Below are 22,887 nucleotides of genomic sequence, written 5' to 3'. Positions count from 1 at the left end.
AAAAAATGTAAAAAACATTACTTTTCACAGTTTTTTGTCTTAAAAAAATGGATTTTTATTCTGGATTCATAGCCACTTTTTTATCTGATTCATGATGGCTCTGGATTTATTAAGAGTGTATCGTGGTAATGAAAAATCTTTTGTAATTTGCTTAAAAGTTTTGACAACATCCTATGAAAATCTTTACCGCAGAACAAATACGCATCTGGGATCAGTTTACAATTTCTCAAGAACCGGTTTCTTCCGTTCAGTTAATGGAAAGAGCAGCACTGGCTGTTGCCAGCTGGATTTCTGATCACTGTAAGAATCATAAAAAAATGGTTGTTTTTTGCGGGAACGGAAACAATGGAGGTGATGGACTGGCTGTTGCAAGAATGCTTTACCTGAAAGGATTTGATGCAGATGTTTTTGTGGATGATCCCAAAGGTAAATTTTCCGATGACGCATTGGTGAATTTGAAAAGGCTTCGGGATATTTCGGGAATTTCGGTGAAAAAGTTCAGTGAAATTGACCACTATAATTTTGATGATAAGACCATTATTATTGACGCTCTTTTTGGAACAGGACTATCCAGACCTCTGGCGGGAATCTATAAAATGCTGGTGGAACAGTTAAATAATAAGGATAATCTTAAAATATCGATCGATATTCCTTCCGGATTGTCTGCCGACGGAATGTTCAGTAATAATGATATTGTCCTGAAAGCTGATTATACGCTGAGCTTCCAATGCTGGAAGCGAAGTTTCCTACACCCTGAAACCGGAAAATATACCGGAAAAACGGTGATTCTCGATATTGATTTAAGTAAAGAATATTCAGAAACAGCTGGAACAGCATATTTTGTAACGGATGACTGTCTTGTTGGGCTTGTTTTTAAGCCAAGATCCGAATTTTCTCATAAAGGAAACTATGGCAAAGCTGTTATTGTAGGGGGAAGTTATGGGAAGATTGGTGCGGCGGTGCTGGCAACACAATCCGTTTTAAAGACAGGGGCAGGGCTGACTTTTGCACTTGCTCCGAAATGTGGCTATGAAATACTTCAGACTTCCTGTCCGGAAGCGATGTTTATGGAAGGTGGCGAAGCTTTTGTTACAAACTTCGGAAATGATAAAGATCTGACTTACGGAATCGGTCCGGGTTTGGGAACTCACCCGAATACAGAAAAGAATCTTTTGGAATTTCTGAAAGATTATGATAAACCATTGATTCTGGATGCGGATGCTCTCAATATTATTTCCAAAGATCAGCAAAATCTGAAGTTAATTCCCAAAAGGTCTATCATCACCCCTCATCCCAAAGAGTTTGAAAGGCTTTTCGGAAGCACAGAAAATTCCTTTAAAAGATTGGAATTGGCCAGAGAAAAAGCTCAGGATCTGAATATTTATATCATATTGAAAGATCATCATACACAAGTCATTACTCCGGAAGGAAATGTCTTCTATAACATAACCGGAAATGCGGGGCTTGCCAAAGGGGGAAGTGGTGATGTTCTCACCGGAATTCTCACTTCACTTTTAGCGCAGGAATATTCTGAAGAGCATACCTGTATTTTAGGAGTATGGCTGCATGGAAGGGCGGCTGAACTCGCTTCGGAGAAACATTCAAAAGAATCCATGCTTCCAACAGATGTGATCAATGAATTGGGAAGTGTCTTTGAAGAACTGAACAGCAGGGTTGCAAGAAATCTATAACGGTTAAGCTCATAAATTAATAGATTTTTTCTTTTTGAAAAATTCTTAGAAGATGATTTGCTGCTAATGCATAGATAAATGATTCGTGTATTAATGGCGATTATATTTTTTCCGCCGATCAAACAGATTTCGCAGATTTCTTCACAAACAATATCTATGTAGTTAAAAAATATAAACTATAGATACATGGTTTTTTAGTTGAATTTGAAGTATCTAGCTTATATAGTTCACTAAAAAATAAAAGGCAAATTCGCACATCCGCGAGTTTGCCTTTTTATATTTTAACATTTAGTCTTTATTATTCCGGCTTTTCGTTTTCTGCCTGAGTAATTTTAAACTTTCTGGAAACGATCATAATAATGACTCCTGCAATCATAAATGGAATAGAAAGAACCTGTCCGGTATTCAGATTGCCAATTTGGATAAACTCATCACCTTGTGGCTCTTTAAGGAATTCAACAAAGAACCTGATAGCCCAGAGAATGATAAAGAACAGTCCGAATAACCAGCCCTGCTGATATTTTTTATTCGTTTTTCTATACAGGATCCAAAGCAGGATGAAAAGAGCAACATATCCTGCAGCTTCGAACAATTGACTTGGATAGCGTGGTACGGTAAGTCCATATTCACTGCTTTGCTGAGGGAAAAGTAAAGCGAACGGAGAGTGTGGATCTGCAGGTTTTCCTACGATCTCAGAATTGAAAAAGTTCCCCATTCTTACAAACGCTCCCCCTAAAGCAACTACGATTCCCAGTCTGTCATATACCCAGAAAGGATTTTTTTTGATAATCCTAAATGAATAATAAAGCGTTGTAAAGATCAGTGCAATTGTTGCCCCATGACTGGCTAATCCTGAAAATCCTGTAAACTTAAATCCGTTTTTCGTACTGATCGGTAAAAATACACTCCAGAAATCTTCTTTAAACAATTCCGGCTGATAAAAAATAACATGTCCTAATCTTGCCCCAAGGATTGTTCCTATTAATGTCCATGTAAAAAGAGGTTCCAGGTATTTTTGATTAACGTTGTCAATTTTAAAGATTCTGGTCATTAAAACATATCCGAAGCCAAATGCAAATACAAACATCAGGCTATAAAAGTGCAGGGTAACCGGTCCCAGCTGAAGGCCTTTTGACGGATCCCATATCTTAAAAGGAGTTTTAAGCTCTACTTTATCAGAATCGGTGATCGGTTTTGCAGATTTTACAGCATATTTGAATGTAGTAATATTGTCTTTGGTAGGAGCAGTATCAATGAGTTTAAAGTTTTTATCAAAGAACTGGTATTTCGAATCCCTGAATCTTGACAAAGTCGATGCGCCGTAACTATAGTAGGCAGGTTCAAAATTGGATTCATTAAGGATAACCAGAACATTATTACTGATAGCCCTGTCCGGAAAAGCGCTGAGGTCTCCCAATTCTGTAGTAGAGTAGATCTTTACCGGAACATTGTTTCCGTTGATGTCTAAAGTACCGTCAGATAAACCTCCAGGATATTCCTGTGCAAAAAGGCATTGGGTAATCAATGCAAACAATATAAGGTAAATTCTGAAAAAAAAATGACTCATCTTTCTATTGATTTAATAGTTCTTTTATTGATTTTTATTTTTGGGCGGAACCGGATCATAGCCGCTTCCTCCCCATGGGTGGCATCTTAAAATTCTTTTAAATCCCATCCAGAAACCTTTAAATAAACCGTGTACCCGAAGTGACTCCAGCATATAATGGGAGCAGGTGGGCTCATAACGGCAGTTTTTAGGAAGTAAGGGCGAAATAAACCACTGGTAAAATTTGATCAAAATTACCAAGGGAAATGTAATGATTTTATTGAATGTAAGTTTCAAAACAATGCAAAAATAGGGTAAAAAAATGAAAATTAGTTTAATTTTGTTAGAAGTTTCAGAGATCGGAAATCTGAAATATTCATCTTAAAAAATAGAATTACCTTGAATCAAAATATTCCATTAGCTGAAAAACTAAGACCGAAAACCCTGGACGAAGTACTGGGGCAGGAACACCTTACCGGCAAAAAAGGAACGGTCAGAAAAATGATCGAAAACAATACCCTGAATTCCCTGATCTTTTGGGGACCTCCGGGTACAGGAAAAACTACCCTGGCAGAAATTATCTCAGAGCAGTCTGGGAGAAAGTTCTATAAACTTTCAGCCGTTTCTTCAGGGGTAAAAGATGTGCGTGATGTGATTGATGACGCAAAGAAGCAGAACTTATTTTCAGGAAAATCTCCTATCTTGTTTATTGATGAGATCCACCGCTTCAATAAATCCCAGCAGGATTCCCTGCTGCATGCCGTAGAGAAAGGCTGGATTGTGCTGATCGGTGCTACTACGGAAAATCCAAGTTTTGAAGTGGTTTCCGCTTTGCTGTCGAGAAGCCAGGTTTATATTTTAAAAGCTTTAAGCTATGAAAAGCTTGAAGAATTGATTGATATCGCTTCTCAAAGATATAATAAAGATGAAGGTACCGACTTTAAAATTCTTGAAAAAGAAGCTTTCATTCAGTATTCAGGAGGAGACGCCAGAAAGCTTATCAATTCTGTAGAGCTGGTTTTGAATCAGTATAAGAATTCGAAAGTTACAGAAATTTCCAATGCAGTGGTTCTTGAAGTTCTTCAGGAAACAATGGCTCTTTATGATAAAAATGGAGAGCAGCATTATGACATTATCTCCGCCTTTATCAAGTCAATGCGGGGGAGTGATCCTAATGGGGCGGTGTATTGGCTTGCAAGGATGATTGCCGGCGGTGAAGATATTAAGTTTATAGCCAGACGGATGCTGATCCTGGCGGCTGAAGATATTGGACTGGCCAACCCTAATGCGTTGGTGATAGCCAATAATTGCTTTCAGGCAGTAAATGTCATTGGAAATCCAGAAGCAAGGATCATATTGAGTGAAACGGCGGTATATCTGGCAGTGTCTCCTAAGAGTAATTCCGCTTATATGGCTATCAATGATGCATTGGCATTGGTAAAGAAGACCGGAAACTTACCTGTTCCGCTTCATTTAAGAAATGCACCTACAAAGCTGATGAAAGATCTTGATTATGGAAAAGAATATAAATATGCCCATTCCTATCAGGGGAATTTTGTAGAGCAGGATTTTCTTCCCGAAGAAATTAAAGAAGTGAAGCTGTACGAACCCGGGAATAATTCTACCGAAAAGAAAATTTATGATGAGCTGAAGAAAAAGTGGAATGATAAATATTAATAAAAAGGATACTGTGAAAGCAGTATCCTTTTTTTAGTATATCGATTAAAATTACTCAGTAGTGTAGATGAATAATGTTTTCTTTCCGTTGTGATCTTTGATCTCTGTTTTTTTCTTGATCTCCGGGTATATCATTGTACTTGTATCCGTAAATTCATACCCTTCAATAAATACCGGGGTATCAGCCGGAAGATTATATTGAATATTGATATCTGACAATGGCATTCTGTCAAATATATTTTCTCCGTTTTTGAATTTATATTCAGTTACTCCTTTTGTAAAAACAGAACTGTATTTTTTTAAGCTTTGAGGAAGGCTTGCCGCGGTATTATATACTTTCGAAACCTGTAAAACGTTTTTCTTTGCATTGAACAAATCAACTGTTCCAATAATGTTATCAGCTACTGCAAGCTTTACAGCAGGATTTTTTTGCTGTGCAAATAAAGTTGCGGAGGACAGTATTAAAAAAGAGTAGAGTAATTTTTTCATAACCAGAATATGTAAATATTAAAAACGTGATAAATATAGTTATTTTTTGTAAAATGTGAATGAAATATTGATTTGTTTTGAGTTCTATTTACTGATAAAAACTTTTTCCCGGGAAATTAGTCCTGGTTTTCCGGATTTTTATCCCTTTTGTCAACCATATTTTTAATGATATTTTTCAATCGCTGAAAAGTAAAAGAGCTCAATAATAAGATCACTCCCAGAACAATAAATGCGCTGATCCTGGAAATATTGTCCATTTGCCACACATCATATGTGTAAAGTTTTAAAATCATAAGGCCTACCAAAGCAAAACCGATCTTATTGTATTCCTGAATATCTTTTTTCAAACCGAAATAAATAAAAAGACTGGCCAGTACCGCCCATATTATCGGTAAATAAAGGATATTGAAATGTTCCTGTATCTCATAAGAATGGAGAATGTCATGTGAGGCTATTAAAACATATGAATGGTGCAGCTCACAGCTTACTGCAGTGATGAGCGCTAAAGAGAGCACCCAGTAAGATATTCTGTGTTTATGAAATTCTGAAGAAGGGATGATTGTAAAAAATAGATATATAAAAGGGATCCATTGAAGCAGATGTAATAAATAGAAACCGGACTGAAGTTTTTTTAATAAAATGGCGGTGACTACTGATGACGTGGAAAAAGAGATGTTGATGGTCAGCAGGAAGAGCATCAGGTAGATCAGTGCTGTCTGAAGCCCGTTACTGATATTCAGATGCTTTCTGAAAAGTAATAATACGAAGACATAATAGATGCTGAATAATAATCCTACGTTTGTAATGGCAGCCCAGGGCATATCAGAGATGTGGTAAGTGATCTCAAGGATAAGAGCCGTGTAAACTGCACCATAGCTGATAAACGTAATGAGGTCCTCAAAAAAGTTACCTGTTTTTTCCTGACTTTCCCTTTTGCTGTTTTTTAATAGGTATAAATTGATAACTGTTGAAATCACTGTAACCAAGCTGGTGAGAAATACAGGATTGAATATAATGCTCAGTTTTTCTGTATGGAAATACTCGGTCCAGGTAACGACTTGTGCCATCATTACCAGAGGAAAAAGGATATAAAAGCAGGCCTTGAAGATTGTATGTCCTGACTTTTTCCAGATGAAAAGGAGAAGAGTAGCCTCTATAGCCCATACGCTGGTGATGAGATGGGTTTGGAACTGAAGCGCTACAGCAATAGTGATGAGACTGGCAGTTATTCCCGTAAAGACGGAATAAGCAATCCCGAAATTTTTTCTTCCGTATTCCCTGAAAAGAAGAATGGAATTGATCAGTGCGAAAATGAGCGGGAAGATGATCACAGGTTCATACCTCAGATCATTGAAAGTATAAACCAGTCCTATAATGCTCGAAAAATTAATGAGAGCAAGCATTAAAATATCTGAAGTTGAAAGTATATTTTTCCTGATATAATCATGCAGGGCGAAAACATAGAAGATCACATAGCTGATCATATAAAAGGTAACGCTTAAAAGTGCAGGTTTCTCAAATGTCCAGGAAAAAAGGTAAAGACTGGTAAAAATATAGGCTGTCCATCCCACGCTTTTCCAGTGTTTGAGAAAGGCTGCAGCGAGCATTCCTATATTTAAAACATTAAGATAGATGAAAAGGAAAAGATAATTGCTTTGTCCTGTACTGATCATTAAAGGAGCTGAAAAGCCTCCGATTAAGGAAAAAATGATCAGTACCTCACTTTTATAATAATAAGACAGGATGATGGAGACTGCCGTGATCAGAGTGGTAATAGCAAAAGCGGTATTCTGGGAAAAAAGATGATATTCCCGGAAAGCTATGGTTGCTGTGAAATATAGAACGGCAATTCCTCCTCCTGTAATGATAGAAGCGAATGTTGTATAATTTTTTCTAAGAAAATGCCCGATGAGTATAATGCAGGCGCCGGTACAAAACCCTATTCCGGCTCTTGTGGTTTCTCCGATCCAGTTTTTGTCAATGGCGTATTTTACAAAATAACCAATCCCCAGAACCAGAGTGAAAATACCAACAATGGTAAGTGCATTTTGTTTTAAAAAATCAAATACCGGACCTAGCCAGTCTTTCTGAATGTCTGTCGGAACTTCCCCGTTTTCATGAGGTATTATATTCTCTTTATCTGTTTCGTGAAGCTGTACCTGTTGGGGGACGATTGTTTTTTCAGCCGGAGCTGCTTTCGTTTCAGGCTGAGAAACAGCCTGATTTATTTTGGAATGAAGATCAGAGAGCTCTTTTTCAAGTTTTCTGATTTTGGAGTTCAGGTTGTTGAAAATGAAGATGATAACTATAATTAATAGGGCAGCAAGATATTCACTCATTTCATAGTTTTTATCAAATATAAAGAAATGTTGGGGAATGCTGCCAAAAAATTAGCCCGTCATGATATGAGTGACGGGCTAACGGTATAGATAACTAACAATATGTTTTTACTAGTTTGATACTTTGTAAATGTAGAACGATGCGATGCTGGATCCTAATAATCCTACACTAATATTCCCTGAATCTACAAGTCCGAAAGATATTTTATCATCTTGCTGGAATGAATACAGGGAATTGATGCTGGAATCAGAAAGAGTCAGGTTAATGGCCAGTGCAAGATTGACACCACTGAAGGGACGACTGTCTATTATAGTAGATACTCCCGATCTGGTTCTGGCTATTCCGATACCCGGAGCTCCGGATAATAAAGATGCCTGCAGCCCTGTTCCATATCTGAATGCAAATCCAACAGCATAGACACCTGTAGATGGTATATTATAAGAGCCGTCAGCATCTGTAAATAAAGTGCCACTACCTATCGTTCGGTCTGTTGCTAAAAAATTGACAGGCTGGAAGGCTGAAGGGAAAACGCCTACACTAAGAAGGCTGATGCCTGAGCTTTTTTTGGCTGAATATACGCTGGTATTGGCTCCAGAGGCAGCTATTAATAATTGAGGGTCCATCATGTAAACAGCCGCATCTCCCTGATTAAGCGCTAAAATTTGAAATCCAGGTAATGCAGTTGCTTGAGGAGTGTCACGAACTTTCAATGTTCCGTTCACATCCAGGGTTGCTAACGGGTTAGCGGTATTGATACCAACTTGCGAAAATAAAGGTAAGGTCGCACAAGCTAACAGTAGACTGTAGATTTTAGTTTTCATGATCAATATTTTTAATTAGTTGCTAAGCAAATATACAACAAAAATTATACCCTTCATTGTGAAATTTTTAATTTTAATCATAATATGGTGTAATATTTTTAAATATATGTTTGTATTTTGATTTATATTATTTCATAATTTGATTACAATTTAGTATGTTGTTTTTGAGGTTTGTGCCAGGATCAGGAGGTATTATGAGAAATAATTCTTCCTTCTGTGTAAGGGGGTTTTTGATCACATATAAGCTGATATTGGCCAAGTATTGATTATGACAGGATTAGATATTTTGCGGCATTTATCCATAAAAAAACACTGTCGTAAAAGACAGTGTTAATTTTGAGTGGGGCTATTGCTCTGTTTTAGCTTTCTAAAAGAAATTCTTTATAATTTCCCAGAAAGTCAACATCTGCATTGATGGATTCTAGTTCCTTAAGAGCATTTCCATGAAGAATGTCTTCCCATTTCCCTTCAACATTAATAAAGAAGAAATAATTACCCAATCCTGTTTTTAAGGTTCTTGATTCGATTTTGCTGAGGTTCATCTTTCTCCAGGCAAATACTGAAAGGACCTGATGCAGTCCACCCGGATGATCTTCCGGAAGGGTAATCAGCATGCCTGATTTCTCTCCTAAAGTTTCCAGCTGGCTGTTATCGTATTTGTTCTGCTGCTTTGAAATGATGATAAACCGGGTATGGTTCTGCTCAAAATCCTGGATATTTCGGTTGATGATGTTTAATCCATATAAATTGGCTGCAAACTGATTGGCTACTGCGGCAATTTTACTCTCCTTGTTTTCGGAAATATATTTTGCTGCTGCTGCTGTAGAGGAGAAATCCTGCTTGGGAATTTCTTTATAATGGGTGTCTAGGAAATGGAAGCTTTGCGCTAAAGCCTGAGGGTGAGAGTATATTCTTTCAATCTCTTCTATGGAATTCTCAGGATGGATCATCAGGTGGTGTACAATGGGCATTACCGCTTCTGCCTCGATCTTGATGGAGGGGGTTTTATATAAATAATCCAGTGTCATAGAAACGGTTCCTTCAATAGAATTTTCCAGGGGAACCACGGCTTTCAATGTTTCTCCGCTTTCCACTGCATTGAAGCAATCCAGAATACTGGCTTGTGGCAAAAGCTCCTCATCCGGGAAAAGCTGTGCAGCGGCAAGCTGTGTGAAACTGGCATGGGGTCCCAAAAAAGCAATCTTCATAAATTAGTAATTATAAGGTGTGATCAATAAAAGTACAAAGGTGCGAATTAATTCACAAACAACGTTAAAGTTTAAGGTTCAGGGGCTAAAATTGCCGGTTATGCGGTCCTCTTCTCAAATCTCTAAATCTCTTGTCTTGGTTCTTGGTTCTTGAATCTTGGCTCTCTCCCCCAATCCCTACTTCCTTACTTCCAATTCGCCTCAATCATGTCCATCAAAAAATCCGGACATTTGATGACCTTATTCGTTTTGGCATCAAGGAAGAAGAGGGTAGTGGAAGCTTCCGTTATTTTAATATGCTCTTCATTGTAAATTTCATATTCAAATTCAATTCTTACTCCCGGAATTTTTTTTACATAGGTATGAATTTCTAATTTTTGATCATACAAAGCTGGCCGGATATACTTAATTTTATACTCTGAAACAGGAAGCCAAATTCCTTGGTTTTCAATTTCATCGTATGAAATACCTATGCTTCTGAAGAGCTCAACCCGGCCTATCTCGAAGTACTCGGCATAGTTGCCGTAGTATACATATTTCATAGGATCTGTTTCTGCGTAACGTACTCGTATTGAGTGTTTTGTGTGTATCATTTTGAGTGCTAAATTATACATACAAATATATTTTTAAATAATCAATACCTGCAAAATTTTTTTTTAAAAAGAAAAAATTGGACCTTTGTCTTCCTTCTAAAAACAGTACAAACAAAGAATAATCAGGGCATAAAAAATGGATGACAATTTAATGATGATATGGCAGAAGTGCCTTCAGTTTATGCGTGATAACTTGAACGCAGCTGAAGATAATTCTGACCTGAAAAAACTTGAAAAATCTTTCGATATGTTATTTGATAAGGTACAGCCGCTTTCATTGGTCGCTAATAACCTTACGCTTATCGTACCGAGTGATTTTTATAAGGAATATATTGAGGACAATTACCTGTCCTTACTTTCTGCTGCCCTGAAGAAAAATATAGGAAAAGGAGTGAAATTATGGTATTCTGTAATGGAAAACAGACCCAAAGGTGAAGAAAAGCCGGTTACCATGAATATGAAGGGACAGAGCGTTCCTACTCCTAAAACACAGGAAACAATGCCACAAGGATTCTCAGCTAATATTGTAAACCCTTTTGTGGTTCCTGGAATAAGAAAAGTAAACATAGATTCTAACCTGAAGCCTGACTATTCTTTTGATAGTTATGTGGAAGGGGAAAGCAATAAATTTGCAGCCACTGTAGCAAGATCCATTGCCAAAAGACCAGGGGCAACAGCTTTTAACCCGTTATTCTTATATGGAGGGTATGGAGTAGGAAAAACCCACTTGGGTCAGGCTGTAGGTCTTGAAGTGAAAAACCAGTTTCCGGACAAAGTAGTTTTGTATTTGTCTTCAGAAAAGTTCATTCAGCAGTTTATTTCAGCTGCTAAAGCTCACAAGCAGACAGAATTCGCGAATTTCTATCAAATGGTGGATGTGCTGATTATCGATGATATTCAGTTCCTGTCAGGGAAATCAGCTACACAGGACAGTTTCTTCCATATCTTTGATCATCTGCATCAGAACGGAAAGCAGATTATTCTTACTTCAGATAAAGCTCCGGCGGATATTATGGATATTCAGGACAGAATTGTTTCCCGTTTCAAATGGGGTCTTTCTGCAGAGATCAAATCTCCTGATTTGTCTACAAGAAGACAGATCATTGAAGATAAACTAAGCAGAGACGGAATTGTTCTTCCTGATGATATGCTTGACTTCTTAGCTGCTGAAGCAAAGACCAATGTAAGAGAACTGATAGGGGTTATCAACTCTGTGATCGCTTACTCTACAGTATATAAGAGAGACCTGAGCCTTGAATTGCTGAAGGAAACGATTAACAGGATTGCCGCAAACCAGAAAAAAGTGATCAATATTCCTTATATTCAGGATGTGGTATGTGAATATTTTGGTATCAAAAAAGAGCAGCTTTTATCAAAGACAAGAAAAAGAGAGATTGCATTACCAAGACAGCTTGCCATGTATTTCTCCAAAGCATTCACCAATTCTACATTTACTAAGATCGGTGAAGAAATGGGAGGAAAAGATCACTCTACGGTAATGTATGCGTGCGATACCATCAAGGATGTATCAAAAATTGATAAAGAGATCAAGAAATACGTTAAAGATCTTACGGAAAGAATCAAACAATAAGCTATCACCGTTAAGCCAAAATAAAATGAAATGAAGAATCGATGTATTCTTCATTTTTTATTTAGTTTTGTGATGTAAGACCTTAGAATCTTTATACTTTTGGTCTGCCTTTAAATAAAAGAATATGAAAATATTGATGGTCTGCCTTGGAAATATATGCAGAAGCCCTTTAGCAGAAGGAATTATGAAAACAAAATTGCCGGAAGGTTTCGTTGTAGATTCTGCAGGAACCATCTCCATGCATGAAGGCGAGCATCCTGATAAAAGAGCTGTTAAAACAGCGGCAAACCATGGTATCAACATATCCGGACAAAGATCAAGACCTATTACCAGGGCCGATTTTGAGACTTTTGACAAGATTTACTGCATGGATATTGATGTATTTGAAGATGTGATTTCTAAGGCTGAAAATGAAGAAGAGCGTCAAAAAGTTTCATTGTTTCTTGAAGTATCGGGAGATCATAAAAATGCAGAGGTTCCTGATCCGTATTGGGGAGATCTGAAAGATTTCGAAGAGGTCTTCCAGCTTTTAGATAAAGGATGTGAAGCCATAAAAAACCAAATACAAGAATAATAATTATGAAAAAACTAATGTTATTGTTTCTGTTAAGCTTTAGTTTCTCTTTTGCCCAAACCAAAGATGAAATAGAGATCCGTAAAGTAATGGATGATTTTATGGGATGCATTAAAACCAGGGATGAAGCCAAATTTCTATCCTTATTTCAGGAACCTGTACTCTGGACGGGGATTTACAAAGACAGAACACAGGCCAGACGTCTGGACAAAAACCCTAAGGCGGAATATTACTTTGCAGATGATTATAAAGCTTTTATCAGAAGTTTTAAAGATGACAAATCTGAAGAAAAATTTGACAATATTAAGATCGTTGAAGATGGAGCAATCGCTTCTGCCAATTTCGATTACAGCTTTTGGTATAATGGCAAAATGGAAAACTGGGGAAAAGAAATCTGGACCCTGATGAAGATCAACGGTGTCTGGAAAATCACTTCTGTTACCTTTTCCATGGATCTTACAGAATATTTCTCACAACCCTCATTAAACGAAAGAACTAAAAAATAATACAATGCTTTTTTTACTCCCTGCTTATTTATCAGAAAATACCTCTATTAACCATTTCTCACCTGTTATAAAGGATTATATCATGCAGACGGATTATTTCTTTGTGGAGAATGAAAAAACAGCCAGAAAAGTAGTGAAATTCTTTGCTCCTGAAAAAAAGCAGGCCGACCTGAAGCTGTTTTTATTGGATAAATACACAGAAAATGCGGATATCAGAGAAGCCCAGGAACTGATGCTGAAAGGACAGGATTTCGGATTATTGTCAGAAGCAGGCTTGCCTTGTATTGCAGATCCGGGGAATCTTATGGTAAAATGGTGCCACGAAAAAAATATCAGGGTAATCCCGATTTCAGGACCCTCATCCATTATTCTTGCTTTGATCTCCAGTGGTTTCAATGGCCAGGAATTTACCTTCCACGGATATCTTCCGATCGATAAAGGAGAGAAGAAGAAACAGATCATAAATCTGGAAGGTTGGGTTCAGAAAACCGGATATTCACAGATCTTTATGGAAACGCCGTACAGGAATAATCAGCTTTTTGAAGACCTGTGTAAGTTTTTATCACCGAATACAAAGCTCTGTATTGCTGCTAATATCAATGATCCGGAGCACGAATTCATCAAAACAAAAACAATAAAAGACTGGCAAAAGCAAAAACCGGAACTTCATAAGATTCCGGCAGTATTCGTATTGGGGAAATAATTTTATTTTAAAGCAAAGAAAGCTGAGAAAGTGAAGGAAGCAAAGAAAAAACATTGTTAATTATAAACAGCAAAACAGTAAACAGCAAAATAGCGGATTTGCTTATTTGCCTTCTCAGCTTTCTTCGCTTTCTTTACCCTTTCACCTTTTTGCTTTCCAAAACATTTAACACCCCTTAACATCCTTATTGCACTATTCTTGTTTTTCACCAGATATCACTTAAAATAATACAATTATGTCTGACAAGAAATTAGCAGGAATCTGGATTGATACAGAGAAAGCTGTTGTAGCTAAAAATCATGATGCTCAGAATGTTTCTGAATTTTCCCTGTGCAAACCTGTAAAAGCAGAAATTCAGCATGGTAATTCCAGTGAAAATGCAGGTAACAATGCTGAGATCACCAATCGGAATAAGTTTTTTAAAGAAATTGAACGTTTACTGACAAATTCTCAGGAAGTATTCATTACAGGTCCGGGAGTTATGCAGGAAGAGCTGAAGCATTTCCTTCATGATACCGCTCAGTTCAGGGATCTGAAAATCACATTGGGAACATCCCAGCAGATGACAGAAGAAAAAGTACTGGAAACAGTAAAAGATCATTTTAATAGTTAAGTTATTATAATAGTAAAACTCCGGGCATCGCAGATGCCCGGAGTTTTACTATTAATTTTTATTCCTTTTTCTACCCTTCCATTTTCTCCAAAGAAAGACAACCACAGGAAGCAATAAAAAGAATGGCCATAATGAAATCATACCGAGGAAAAAGCTTACAAAACTATTCCATCCTTCAGTCAGGGAATCGACAAAGCGGCTTCCAAAACCAATTTTTGAAGTAGCTGAACTTCTTACTTTTTCTTTGTATAAGCTTAAATTCATGGTACTGAAATTCACCCGGTCATCAATAAAACGAAGCCTGCCTTCAGATACATCGATCTCGTCTTCCAGCTCACGGATATTTTCCTGAATTTCCAGCATATCTTTTGTAGTAGCGGCACTTTTAAGCATGTCTCTGTATTTTTCAAGATAGATCTTTTTGTTGGCCAGTTTTATAGAAACATCAGTATATTCTTCGGTTACATCATTAGATGATATGCTCTTGGAGAGAACAGATCCTACACCGTCTGAAAAAGAATTCACCAGCGCATCAAAATTCTTATGAGGAACCCTTATGGTCAGATTAAGGTTTTCATTCATATCTGTATTTTGAAAATCTTCTTTCTGGATATAGGCATTGTTCTTTTTTAAAATATCATCGATAAGGCCCTGAGCTTTTTTAATATCTCCCACCTGAATTCTCATATCCCCGTTTCTGATAATCTTTTTAGAAATAGTATCTGTTTTCCTTGGTGCACTGTTGGCTGTACTGGAGATACCTTGGTCAGCAGAACTTTTTTCACTGACTGCAGACGGAGGAGGAATATCAGCAACGGGAGCTTTGTTTGAATAAGGCTCAGCCAATTCAAATACTGCTTCATGCCGGGCAACTCCTGATTTATTGCAATTGATAAGAATAAGACAGAATAAAGGTAAAAGTATAGTTTTCATACAGTTTTTTTATGGATATTATCAAAAAGTGTGCTTAAAACCGATAAAATGTAAATTAAGTACATGGAATATGATAAAAAAGATTTTTACGAGGTAAAAAACTACTGAAATCCTGAATTTCTTTTATTTTTCAAAAAAAATTATGCTTCCCGGATCTATTGAGCGGATAAGGAATGGCTGAATAAAATATTATAGAAGAAATAACAGACAGATTGAAGGCTATTTTGAGAATCAATACCTGATTCCGGCCTTTTTCAGAATAAAGCTTAACAGCCAGATCGGCCCAATCAGTAAGAATTGAAGATACTGAAGGAATGATGGCTTTTTTCCTTCAATCTTATGCCCAATAGACTGCAAAATCCATGTGATAATGAAGACCGATAGGTAGATCATCCAGGATTGTCTTTCGAAATGAATATTGATGAGATAGATGGAATGTTCCGCTAATAGTGTCAACACAACCATGATAACGCTTATGAGTAGGGATAATCTCAGGTAAAACAGCGTAATAAGAATTACTGTAATGATGCTTACAATACTGATGCATCCGAAATAAGAAATGCAGAGGTGAGGAGCCGGAATAAGGGATACAAATCCTAGAATGGTCCAGAAAATCAAAGGTACACAGATCCAGTGAATCAATTTGTTGGTTGCGTTTCTATGGCTCTTGCTATATTCCGCAAATAATAAATCAACCTTTCTCATGGCAGCGGGAATTTGATAAATGCTAAAATAATAAAATTTTGTAATCACTGGTAAGATTGCTTACATTTGTGCTATGTCTGCCTTAGAAAAGTTCGGAGTTGAGATTTTTACACAACGTAATATTTTCGAGAGAATTGCTGTTGATAAGCCTTTCCGTCCTGAAAATCCGGCCTTTATCTTTATTAAATCAGGAACCATAAAGCTTCGCCAGCACTTCAGCGATCTGGAGGTTTCCGCCAATATGTTTATGGTCACCGACCCGCAGACCATCTATGAGGTAGTATCGGTGACTGACGACTTTCAATCCCGGATGGTTTCCTATAAAAGAGAATTTATCTCCGCTTTATCATTAAAGTTTAACCGTCTTATTACGTACCGTTATTTCAGACAGCAGATGAATAAAGGCGTACCCTTTCCTGAAAATGAGATGGAAGTGGTCTGGAAAAGCGTAAATTTCCTTAAATATATATTGGATTCTGATACGGAAATGCTTTATAAAAAAGAAATGGTAGAGCATCTCTTCTCTGTATTCTGCTACCAGATGGCAGGAATTATTTCCAAAGAGGATAATAATTCTATGAATCAGATGTCCAGACAGGAAGAGATCGTATTCGTATTTCTTACGGACCTTTCCGAATATCATCTTACAGAAAGGACCGTAGAATTTTATGCTGAGCGGCAATCAATTACAACCAGACATCTTTCATCGGTGGTAAAGGCGATCACGGGTAAGTCTGCCAGCCAGATCATTGCTTTAATTGTAATCAATGAGGCGAAAGTGCTTCTAAACTCTTCTAATAAGCCGGTTTCGGAGATTTCTTCTATTCTTGGTTTCAGTGATCAATACTCATTTTCTCACTTTTTTAAGAAGCATCTGGAAGTCAGCCCTACACAGTACAGAAATCAGTTCGAGAACTAAAATATTACATTTGGACATCTTTTTCCAAAAATCAAACATTTGATTGATTTTGTTGTTCACCTAACTTTGCATCTGTAAAACAAGGTAAAATGACAAAGAAAATAAAAACAGCACTATCACTTGTGATAGCAGCTTTTCCTGCGCTGTTTTTTTCGCAACAGATCAAGCAGATGACCGCAGGTGAGGTGGCCGAACTGGCCATTCAAAATCATCAGCAGCTAAAAGTCTCTGCACAGAATATTGATATAGCCAAACAGAATATCAATATTGCAAAGCTTCAGAAGCTGCCTGCCATTACGGCTTCTACAAGCCAGTTCTATTTGGGGGATGCTGTAGCGATCGATAAAGATTTTTCAAATTCAACAAAAGTTCCGATGCCACATTACGGCAGCTCATATGCTGTACAGGCCACTCAACTGATCTTCAAAGGAGGACTGGTAAATAAATCTATCGAAATGGCAGGACTTCGAGAGCAGCTTTCTGAGCTGGATCTGGAAAAGAACAAGCAGGATGTGAAATTTTTAGTGATTTCAAATTATCTGGATGTGTATAAGATTATGAACCAGGAAGAGGTGTTCCGGAATAATAAAAATCTGGCTCAGGAACGGCTCAAAAATATCCAGAAGTTCTATCAGCAGGGAATGGTGACCAGAAACGAGGTCATCCGTGGCGAACTGGCTATTAAAAACCTGGACCAGGGAATCCTGACGCTTTCAAACAATAGAAAGATCCTTAATTATAATTTAAGTATTGCGTTAGGTTTATCCACCGATACGGAGATTATTCCTACTGAAAGTTTAGAGAACAAAGAATCAGGTATCGGAATGGAATATTATGCCAGTCTTGCCCATGAAAGCAATCCTTTGCTGAAATCTGCCAGGAAAAATATAGATGTAGCTGATAAAAATATTGAAATTGTAAAAACAGATAATATGCCTACAGTGGCAGGATTTGGAGGGTATACTTTACAAAGACCTGTTACTACGAGGAATCCTGTTTTAGATATGTATTCAGGAGGATGGCAGACAGGAGTTTCTCTTAGTTACAATATTGATAATCTGTACAGAACAAAAGAAAAAGTAAAATTAGGTGAGCTGCAAAAGACACAGGCCAATGATGCGATGACTCTGGTGCAGCAGAATGTAGATATGGGGGTAAATGCCGCCTATACAAAGTATCAGGAGGCCATCCAGCAGGCAGAGATACTGAATGATTCCAAAAGGCTGGCTGAAGAAAACTACAAGATTACTGAAGCCAAATATCTGAACCAGCTGGCCGTGCAGGCAGAAATGATTGATGCTCAGAATCAGAAACTTCAGTCAGAACTGGATTATGCGAATGCTGAGATCAATGTTTTGTATCAATATTATAACCTTTTGAAATCTACCGGAACACTTTAATTTTTTAAAACTGAAAATCAACACAATGGAAAACAAGGAACAAACCACTCAAAATACAGCCCAGGCTCCGGCAAGACCAGGCGGAGACGGCAATAAAAAGAAAAATAAGACCAACAAGACCAGAGCGATCATTTCCAATATCGTCGTTTTTCTGGTGATCGGCTTCGGATTATTCTGGCTGATCCGTGAATATTTCCATATCGGAAACAAAACGTATACAGAAGCAGCCCAGGTTGAAGAATTTATCAACCCGATCAATACCAGGGTTTCCGCTTATATCAAAGAAATTAAATTTATTGAGCACCAAAGAGTAAAAAAAGGAGATACCCTGGTGATTCTGGATGAACGTGAAATTCTGACCCAGCTTGGACAGGCTGAAGCAGCCTATCAAAATGCAATAGCCCAGAAAACAGCGACAAGCTCTTCAGTAAATACGGTTTCCAATAATATCAATGTAATGGAATCCAATATTGCCGGTGCAAAGGCAAGGCTTTGGAATGCTGAACAGAATTTAAACAGATATAAAAACCTTTTGGCGGCAGAAGCAGTAACAAGACAGCAATATGATCAGGTAAAAACCGAGTATGATGCTCAAAAAGCGGCTTATGAAACGTTGGTTAATCAAAAGCAATCGGCTAATCTTTCTACTACTGAGGTAAAAAGCAGACTGGGGGTCAATGACGCAGAGATCAAAAGAACTAAATCTGCACTGGATATGGCAAGGATCAACCTTTCTTATACGGTCATTACGGCACCTTATGATGGAGTAATGGGAAGGAGGACAATTTCTGAAGGACAGTTGATCCAGCCGGGGCAGCAGGTTGCCACTATCGTGCTGAACGGTCAGAAATGGGTAACCGCAAACTTCCTTGAAAGCCAGATGCCGAATATTAAAGTAGGAGAGAAAATGACCATGACGGCTGATGCTTTAGGCGGACAGAAGTTTGAAGGAGTTGTCACAGCTGTCTCAGCAGCGACAGGATCAAGATATTCAAACGTGCCGACAGATAACTCTACAGGAAACTTTATCAAAGTACAGCAGAGAATTCCTGTAAGAATAGAGTTTACCGCTTCCAATAAAAAAGAAGCTCTGGATAAGCTGAGCGCGGGAATGAATATGAATGTGAATATCAATCAGAATTAAAAAATTTAAAAAATTGAAAGATTTAAAGATTAGGAATATTTATGCTGAAAGCTTCCAGCTCTAACTTCTAATCTCTAACTTCTAATTTCTCTACCATGTACAACAAAGGATTATATAGCGATTGGGTACCCAAACCCGTACAGCTGCTGCTGATCGTATTGCTGCTTGCAGTAGTGATGCCTCTCGGTGGGGTGTATACGGGAAATATCAGCCATTTGGTGAGTGGTACCGGAGCGCTGACAGAATATTTTATGTGGGCGAATTATGCCACCACGATTGGAATGGGAGCCTGTATGCCTGTTGTTCTCAGATTTAAGATGAGATTCAAGGTAAGAGATAAAATGGTATTGCTGTTGATGCTCCTGGGATTGCTGAGCTATGTGAATGGAACGACCTTACAGCCCATGATCTTTGTATTTACGTCCCTGCTTATCGGGTTTCTGAAGATGATGGTAACCATTGAGCTATTTCTGCCACTGATGGTAATGATCGGAAACCGTGGAATGTTCTATGGAGTATTCTATACATTTGTATTGGTGATGAACCAGGTTGCGGTGTATTATTCCGCCGAGTTTTCCCTTCTTTACAACTGGCAGCAATTTTACCTTTTCACTTCGGTTTTATGCTTTATACTGGCGTTGATACATTGGGTCTTTATGCATGATAAATACTTTGCATTGAAGGTTCCTTTACATTATATCGACTGGCTAAGCATCCTTCTTTTCATATCCACATTTATGTTTTCGGCTTATGTATATTCATTCGGAAGACAGCAGGATTGGCTGAATTCGAAGAACATCATCAATGCGAGCATTGCGGCTTTTGTAAGTTTTGCTCTGCTTTCAATACGCCAGTTAACGTTAAAGAGACCTTATCTTTCATTCAAAATCTTTACAAAGAACAATGTACAGCATGGCTTGTTTATGTTGTTTTGGCTGGGAATGTTTTTAGGTACAGCTTCTATTCAGAATACCTTTGCAGTAGGAGTATTGGGATATGATCAGCTGACGAATGCAAAGCTTAGTGTGATGATGATTCCCGGAATTATTGTAGCCGGTGTCATTGCCATATTCTGGTTTAAAAAAGAAAAACCTTTGAAAATGTATATTTTTTCGGGGTTTGCCGGGATGATGGGCTATGCGGTCATTATGTATTTTTCCATGGTGCTGGAGTTCAGTTATGACAATTGGTATTTGCCTATGTTTTTAAAAGGCTATGGGATGTGCTCATTATTTATTTCTGTATGGTTCTATACGCTGGACAAACTTGAAATGGATGAAATGCTTGCGGCCATCGGACTTGTACTGGTTTGGAGAACGTTCCTGGCAGTTGGTATCTTTTCGACCTTATATTCATGGTTCCAGTATCGTTTTCAGGTTACTGCGATAGGGGATCTTGCTGTTTATATGGACGGAATGACAGTTAGTCCTCAGAATGTTGCCGCTAATATGAAGGCGATTCAGCTTAATGCGATTATTATAGCTACCAAAAAGATATTCGGATATATTATTCTGGTTGGTTTTGGAGTATTGTTCTATGTTTTAACGCACCATTTTGGTGCAAAACGATTCCGGTATTTCAGATTTGTGAGAGTACTGGGAGGTAAATCCGTTATTGCAAGAAGAAGACTCCGTGAAAGAAAACAGCTATTGGAAGAGATAAAAGATGCAGCCGGACCTGCAGTATAAAAAATAACCTTGTTTTTCACTAGTAAAATCCTGGTCCTTATATAAAGGCCGGGATTTTACGCTTTAAAAGGATAATGATATAAATTTTAAGTTTGTTTTATTGCTTTCTATAAATCATGAAAGACTTTATAAGCCTGTTTAAATTTAATTGCTAAAATTTTGTCTGATTAATTTAACGTTTTATTTTTTATTTTCCCACTGATTTTCCCGATTCAGCAGATAATTATTCGTAAATCAAATCAGCGAGATTTGAAAAATCAGCGAGAAATAATATTTTAATACAAATTTAAACAGGCTCTATATGTTGTGTAGAGTTACCGTTAAAGCTGCAATACAGGCAAATCGATTTTGATATTTGAGTTTGAACTTTGAGCCCTGAAGCCTTATCTTTGCATTTATGAAAGACTTAATGGGCAGAGCGATCTGGGATTATTACCACAACGAGGATCCTCAGGACTTGCAGACTGAAACATCAATTTCTGAACTGGATGAACTTCCCGTAGATTATTTATTCAGAGATTTTGAAGAAATGAATGATATTGAGCAGAAAGCTTTACAGTTGTCTCAGGGAAAAGTCCTGGATATTGGAGCGGGAGCTGGTTCCCATGCTTTATACCTTCAGAATGAAAGGAACCTTGACGTATTAGCATTGGATATTTCTCCAAAATCTGTTGACGTTTGCAGGCTGAGGGGAATAAAGAAAGCGGTCTGTAAAAATATACTTGATCTTTCAGGGGAAACCTTCGATACTATCCTGTTGCTCATGAACGGAACCGGCATTTTTGAAAGCCTGGCTAAAATTGATGCCTACCTTCAAAAGCTGCATACTTTATTAAGTGAAAACGGGCAGATCCTGATCGACAGTACCGACATCCTTTATATGTTTGACCGTGATAAGGATGGAGGTGTATATATTCCTGCCGGAGGATATTATGGAGAGCTGGATTATGTTGTTCATTACAAAGGTGAGTCTGAGGAACCGATCACATGGCTGTATCTTGATTTCAATACTTTAAAAAATGCGGCTCAGCACAATGGTTTTAAAATAGAAAAAGTATTAAAGGATGAAGATTCTTACTTAGCCAGGCTGACTAAGATATAGCTTGAGAACCATCCCTGATAATTGGTTGCTATTAAAGCCAGCGTTATCACTGAAATGACAATAGGAAAAATATAGGAAGCTGCTCTGTAGGGCAGCTTTTTGGGTGTAAATACTACCCAGAATACCAATAGGATCAAAGCTCCTGTAGCTGCCATAAAAAATTCAGGGCTTTTTCTTTTGTAGGTAAAAATATGCTGAGTATTGTGATACATAAAGTGAACGACAAAATTCTGAATAGGTAAAAATATAAAACCAAAAATAAAGGTCAGGATTGCAGGGCCATATTTTTTGAGCTTAATAAAATTTAATCCCAATAATATTGAGCTGGGAATCGTTCCCAGAATGATACTAATAAGTAAGATAAGTTCTCTTGAATAAAGCTTGATAGCGTTGGGATCCTCAGTAATATGATCTTTCCACAATTCTTTCTCTTTCGCAAGTTTTGTCTCTTCTGCTTCTTTTTTGCTGCGAATCAGCTGTTGCACCGCATTTTTTTCCTGCTCTGTGAAGATACGTCCTCTTTCTTCCAGAATCTCAAAAGCCATCTGAATTGCTTCGGGTATAAAGCAGTTTTCCTCTTTCAGATAATTTTCCAATTCAAAATTGGAAAGTTTCCTTAAAACATTTCTATTCACCATAAATTA

At 37.6% G+C, this 22,887-nt stretch carries 22 protein-coding genes; 12 read left to right on the top strand and 10 right to left on the bottom strand.

What is annotated here, in order from left to right:
• Positions 1–173 precede the first annotated feature (173 nt).
• Positions 174–1,691, top strand: a complete 1,518-nt coding sequence (locus AC4IF5_RS00865) for an NAD(P)H-hydrate dehydratase (RefSeq protein WP_490730758.1) — start codon at positions 174–176, stop codon at positions 1,689–1,691.
• Positions 1,692–1,989: 298 nt separating this feature from the next.
• Here the strand turns inward: AC4IF5_RS00865 and lgt are convergent, their stop codons facing one another.
• A complete protein-coding gene (lgt, locus tag AC4IF5_RS00860; RefSeq protein WP_490731336.1) occupies positions 1,990–2,838 on the bottom strand; it encodes a prolipoprotein diacylglyceryl transferase in 849 nt (282 codons plus the stop codon).
• Positions 2,839–3,282: 444 nt separating this feature from the next.
• On the bottom strand, positions 3,283–3,534 hold the full coding sequence (gene yidD / locus AC4IF5_RS00855) for a membrane protein insertion efficiency factor YidD (RefSeq protein ID WP_490730757.1): 252 nt from the start codon (positions 3,532–3,534) through the stop codon (positions 3,283–3,285).
• Between the two features lie 102 nt (positions 3,535–3,636).
• Here yidD and AC4IF5_RS00850 point away from each other — a divergent pair, with 102 nt between their 5' ends.
• On the top strand, positions 3,637–4,914 hold the full coding sequence (locus tag AC4IF5_RS00850) for a replication-associated recombination protein A (protein WP_490730756.1): 1,278 nt from the start codon (positions 3,637–3,639) through the stop codon (positions 4,912–4,914).
• A gap of 51 nt (positions 4,915–4,965) precedes the next feature.
• Here the strand turns inward: AC4IF5_RS00850 and AC4IF5_RS00845 are convergent, their stop codons facing one another.
• The 5 genes from AC4IF5_RS00845 to AC4IF5_RS00825 all read right to left on the bottom strand — a co-directional run bounded on the left by AC4IF5_RS00845 (position 4,966) and on the right by AC4IF5_RS00825 (position 10,365).
• A complete protein-coding gene (locus AC4IF5_RS00845) occupies positions 4,966–5,403 on the bottom strand; it encodes a hypothetical protein (RefSeq protein ID WP_490730755.1) in 438 nt (145 codons plus the stop codon).
• Positions 5,404–5,519: 116 nt separating this feature from the next.
• On the bottom strand, positions 5,520–7,742 hold the full coding sequence (locus AC4IF5_RS00840) for a DUF2339 domain-containing protein (protein ID WP_490730754.1): 2,223 nt from the start codon (positions 7,740–7,742) through the stop codon (positions 5,520–5,522).
• A gap of 111 nt (positions 7,743–7,853) precedes the next feature.
• Positions 7,854–8,564 carry a hypothetical protein gene (locus AC4IF5_RS00835; protein WP_490730753.1) on the bottom strand — a complete coding sequence of 237 codons (711 nt, stop codon included), beginning with the start codon at positions 8,562–8,564 and terminating at the stop codon, positions 7,854–7,856.
• Between the two features lie 359 nt (positions 8,565–8,923).
• On the bottom strand, positions 8,924–9,772 hold the full coding sequence (gene pheA / locus AC4IF5_RS00830; protein WP_490730752.1) for a prephenate dehydratase: 849 nt from the start codon (positions 9,770–9,772) through the stop codon (positions 8,924–8,926).
• A gap of 185 nt (positions 9,773–9,957) precedes the next feature.
• A complete protein-coding gene (locus AC4IF5_RS00825) occupies positions 9,958–10,365 on the bottom strand; it encodes an acyl-CoA thioesterase (RefSeq protein ID WP_490730751.1) in 408 nt (135 codons plus the stop codon).
• 136 nt (positions 10,366–10,501) lie between these two features.
• Here AC4IF5_RS00825 and dnaA point away from each other — a divergent pair, with 136 nt between their 5' ends.
• The 5 genes from dnaA (at position 10,502) to AC4IF5_RS00800 (ending at position 14,352) form a co-directional block, all read left to right on the top strand.
• The gene (gene dnaA, locus AC4IF5_RS00820) at positions 10,502–11,956 is read left to right on the top strand and encodes a chromosomal replication initiator protein DnaA (protein WP_490730750.1); all 1,455 of its coding nucleotides are present in this window, start codon (positions 10,502–10,504) and stop codon (positions 11,954–11,956) included.
• Positions 11,957–12,080: 124 nt separating this feature from the next.
• Positions 12,081–12,530 (top strand): low molecular weight protein-tyrosine-phosphatase, encoded by a 450-nt coding sequence (locus AC4IF5_RS00815; RefSeq protein ID WP_490730749.1) that lies wholly within the window; start codon positions 12,081–12,083, stop codon positions 12,528–12,530.
• Between the two features lie 5 nt (positions 12,531–12,535).
• Positions 12,536–13,036 (top strand): Cif family virulence factor, encoded by a 501-nt coding sequence (locus AC4IF5_RS00810; protein WP_490730748.1) that lies wholly within the window; start codon positions 12,536–12,538, stop codon positions 13,034–13,036.
• A gap of 4 nt (positions 13,037–13,040) precedes the next feature.
• Positions 13,041–13,739: an SAM-dependent methyltransferase gene (locus AC4IF5_RS00805; protein WP_490730747.1), complete on the top strand. Its 699-nt coding sequence runs from the start codon at positions 13,041–13,043 to the stop codon at positions 13,737–13,739.
• Between the two features lie 235 nt (positions 13,740–13,974).
• A complete protein-coding gene (locus AC4IF5_RS00800; RefSeq protein ID WP_490730746.1) occupies positions 13,975–14,352 on the top strand; it encodes a hypothetical protein in 378 nt (125 codons plus the stop codon).
• A gap of 51 nt (positions 14,353–14,403) precedes the next feature.
• Here AC4IF5_RS00800 and AC4IF5_RS00795 read toward each other — a convergent pair whose 3' ends face one another.
• Both AC4IF5_RS00795 and AC4IF5_RS00790 read right to left on the bottom strand, forming a co-directional pair.
• Positions 14,404–15,285, bottom strand: coding sequence for a DUF4349 domain-containing protein (locus AC4IF5_RS00795; protein WP_490730745.1), 882 nt, complete (start codon positions 15,283–15,285; stop codon positions 14,404–14,406).
• Between the two features lie 231 nt (positions 15,286–15,516).
• The gene (locus AC4IF5_RS00790; RefSeq protein WP_490730744.1) at positions 15,517–15,990 is read right to left on the bottom strand and encodes an Mpo1 family 2-hydroxy fatty acid dioxygenase; all 474 of its coding nucleotides are present in this window, start codon (positions 15,988–15,990) and stop codon (positions 15,517–15,519) included.
• Positions 15,991–16,063: 73 nt separating this feature from the next.
• Here AC4IF5_RS00790 and AC4IF5_RS00785 point away from each other — a divergent pair, with 73 nt between their 5' ends.
• The 5 genes from AC4IF5_RS00785 to AC4IF5_RS00765 all read left to right on the top strand — a co-directional run bounded on the left by AC4IF5_RS00785 (position 16,064) and on the right by AC4IF5_RS00765 (position 22,243).
• Positions 16,064–16,909 carry a helix-turn-helix domain-containing protein gene (locus AC4IF5_RS00785; protein ID WP_490730743.1) on the top strand — a complete coding sequence of 282 codons (846 nt, stop codon included), beginning with the start codon at positions 16,064–16,066 and terminating at the stop codon, positions 16,907–16,909.
• Between the two features lie 89 nt (positions 16,910–16,998).
• Entirely contained in the window at positions 16,999–18,309 is a 1,311-nt protein-coding gene (locus tag AC4IF5_RS00780) for a TolC family protein (protein WP_490730742.1), read from the top strand.
• 25 nt (positions 18,310–18,334) lie between these two features.
• A complete protein-coding gene (locus tag AC4IF5_RS00775) occupies positions 18,335–19,453 on the top strand; it encodes an HlyD family secretion protein (RefSeq protein WP_490730741.1) in 1,119 nt (372 codons plus the stop codon).
• Positions 19,454–19,548: 95 nt separating this feature from the next.
• Positions 19,549–21,141, top strand: coding sequence for an MFS transporter (locus tag AC4IF5_RS00770; RefSeq protein WP_490730740.1), 1,593 nt, complete (start codon positions 19,549–19,551; stop codon positions 21,139–21,141).
• Positions 21,142–21,538: 397 nt separating this feature from the next.
• On the top strand, positions 21,539–22,243 hold the full coding sequence (locus AC4IF5_RS00765; protein WP_490730739.1) for a class I SAM-dependent methyltransferase: 705 nt from the start codon (positions 21,539–21,541) through the stop codon (positions 22,241–22,243).
• Here the strand turns inward: AC4IF5_RS00765 and AC4IF5_RS00760 are convergent.
• The gene (locus tag AC4IF5_RS00760; RefSeq protein ID WP_490730738.1) at positions 22,216–22,881 is read right to left on the bottom strand and encodes a hypothetical protein; all 666 of its coding nucleotides are present in this window, start codon (positions 22,879–22,881) and stop codon (positions 22,216–22,218) included. The genes AC4IF5_RS00765 and AC4IF5_RS00760 overlap by 28 nt on opposite strands.
• Between the last annotated feature and the right edge of the window lie 6 nt (positions 22,882–22,887).

It is taken from the genome of Chryseobacterium sp. UF-290 (assembly GCF_058245615.1).
The sequence above is the reverse complement of the archived record's forward strand: the minus strand, read 5'-3'. Positions and strand labels throughout refer to the sequence as shown.

What these genes read in the sequence shown, in the direction of transcription:
- AC4IF5_RS00795 (WP_490730745.1), bottom strand. Translation starts at nt 15,285, where the DNA reads ATGAAAACTATACTTTTACCTTTATTCTGTCTTATTCTTATCAATTGC.
- pheA (WP_490730752.1), bottom strand. Translation starts at nt 9,772, where the DNA reads ATGAAGATTGCTTTTTTGGGACCCCATGCCAGTTTCACACAGCTTGCC.
- AC4IF5_RS00815 (WP_490730749.1), top strand. Translation starts at nt 12,081, where the DNA reads ATGAAAATATTGATGGTCTGCCTTGGAAATATATGCAGAAGCCCTTTA.
- AC4IF5_RS00790 (WP_490730744.1), bottom strand. Translation starts at nt 15,990, where the DNA reads ATGAGAAAGGTTGATTTATTATTTGCGGAATATAGCAAGAGCCATAGA.
- AC4IF5_RS00840 (WP_490730754.1), bottom strand. Translation starts at nt 7,742, where the DNA reads ATGAGTGAATATCTTGCTGCCCTATTAATTATAGTTATCATCTTCATT.
- AC4IF5_RS00845 (WP_490730755.1), bottom strand. Translation starts at nt 5,403, where the DNA reads ATGAAAAAATTACTCTACTCTTTTTTAATACTGTCCTCCGCAACTTTA.
- AC4IF5_RS00810 (WP_490730748.1), top strand. Translation starts at nt 12,536, where the DNA reads ATGAAAAAACTAATGTTATTGTTTCTGTTAAGCTTTAGTTTCTCTTTT.
- AC4IF5_RS00835 (WP_490730753.1), bottom strand. Translation starts at nt 8,564, where the DNA reads ATGAAAACTAAAATCTACAGTCTACTGTTAGCTTGTGCGACCTTACCT.
- AC4IF5_RS00800 (WP_490730746.1), top strand. Translation starts at nt 13,975, where the DNA reads ATGTCTGACAAGAAATTAGCAGGAATCTGGATTGATACAGAGAAAGCT.
- AC4IF5_RS00770 (WP_490730740.1), top strand. Translation starts at nt 19,549, where the DNA reads ATGTACAACAAAGGATTATATAGCGATTGGGTACCCAAACCCGTACAG.
- AC4IF5_RS00780 (WP_490730742.1), top strand. Translation starts at nt 16,999, where the DNA reads ATGACAAAGAAAATAAAAACAGCACTATCACTTGTGATAGCAGCTTTT.
- AC4IF5_RS00765 (WP_490730739.1), top strand. Translation starts at nt 21,539, where the DNA reads ATGAAAGACTTAATGGGCAGAGCGATCTGGGATTATTACCACAACGAG.
- AC4IF5_RS00805 (WP_490730747.1), top strand. Translation starts at nt 13,041, where the DNA reads ATGCTTTTTTTACTCCCTGCTTATTTATCAGAAAATACCTCTATTAAC.
- AC4IF5_RS00760 (WP_490730738.1), bottom strand. Translation starts at nt 22,881, where the DNA reads ATGGTGAATAGAAATGTTTTAAGGAAACTTTCCAATTTTGAATTGGAA.
- AC4IF5_RS00775 (WP_490730741.1), top strand. Translation starts at nt 18,335, where the DNA reads ATGGAAAACAAGGAACAAACCACTCAAAATACAGCCCAGGCTCCGGCA.
- AC4IF5_RS00785 (WP_490730743.1), top strand. Translation starts at nt 16,064, where the DNA reads ATGTCTGCCTTAGAAAAGTTCGGAGTTGAGATTTTTACACAACGTAAT.
- AC4IF5_RS00865 (WP_490730758.1), top strand. Translation starts at nt 174, where the DNA reads ATGAAAATCTTTACCGCAGAACAAATACGCATCTGGGATCAGTTTACA.
- dnaA (WP_490730750.1), top strand. Translation starts at nt 10,502, where the DNA reads ATGGATGACAATTTAATGATGATATGGCAGAAGTGCCTTCAGTTTATG.
- AC4IF5_RS00825 (WP_490730751.1), bottom strand. Translation starts at nt 10,365, where the DNA reads ATGATACACACAAAACACTCAATACGAGTACGTTACGCAGAAACAGAT.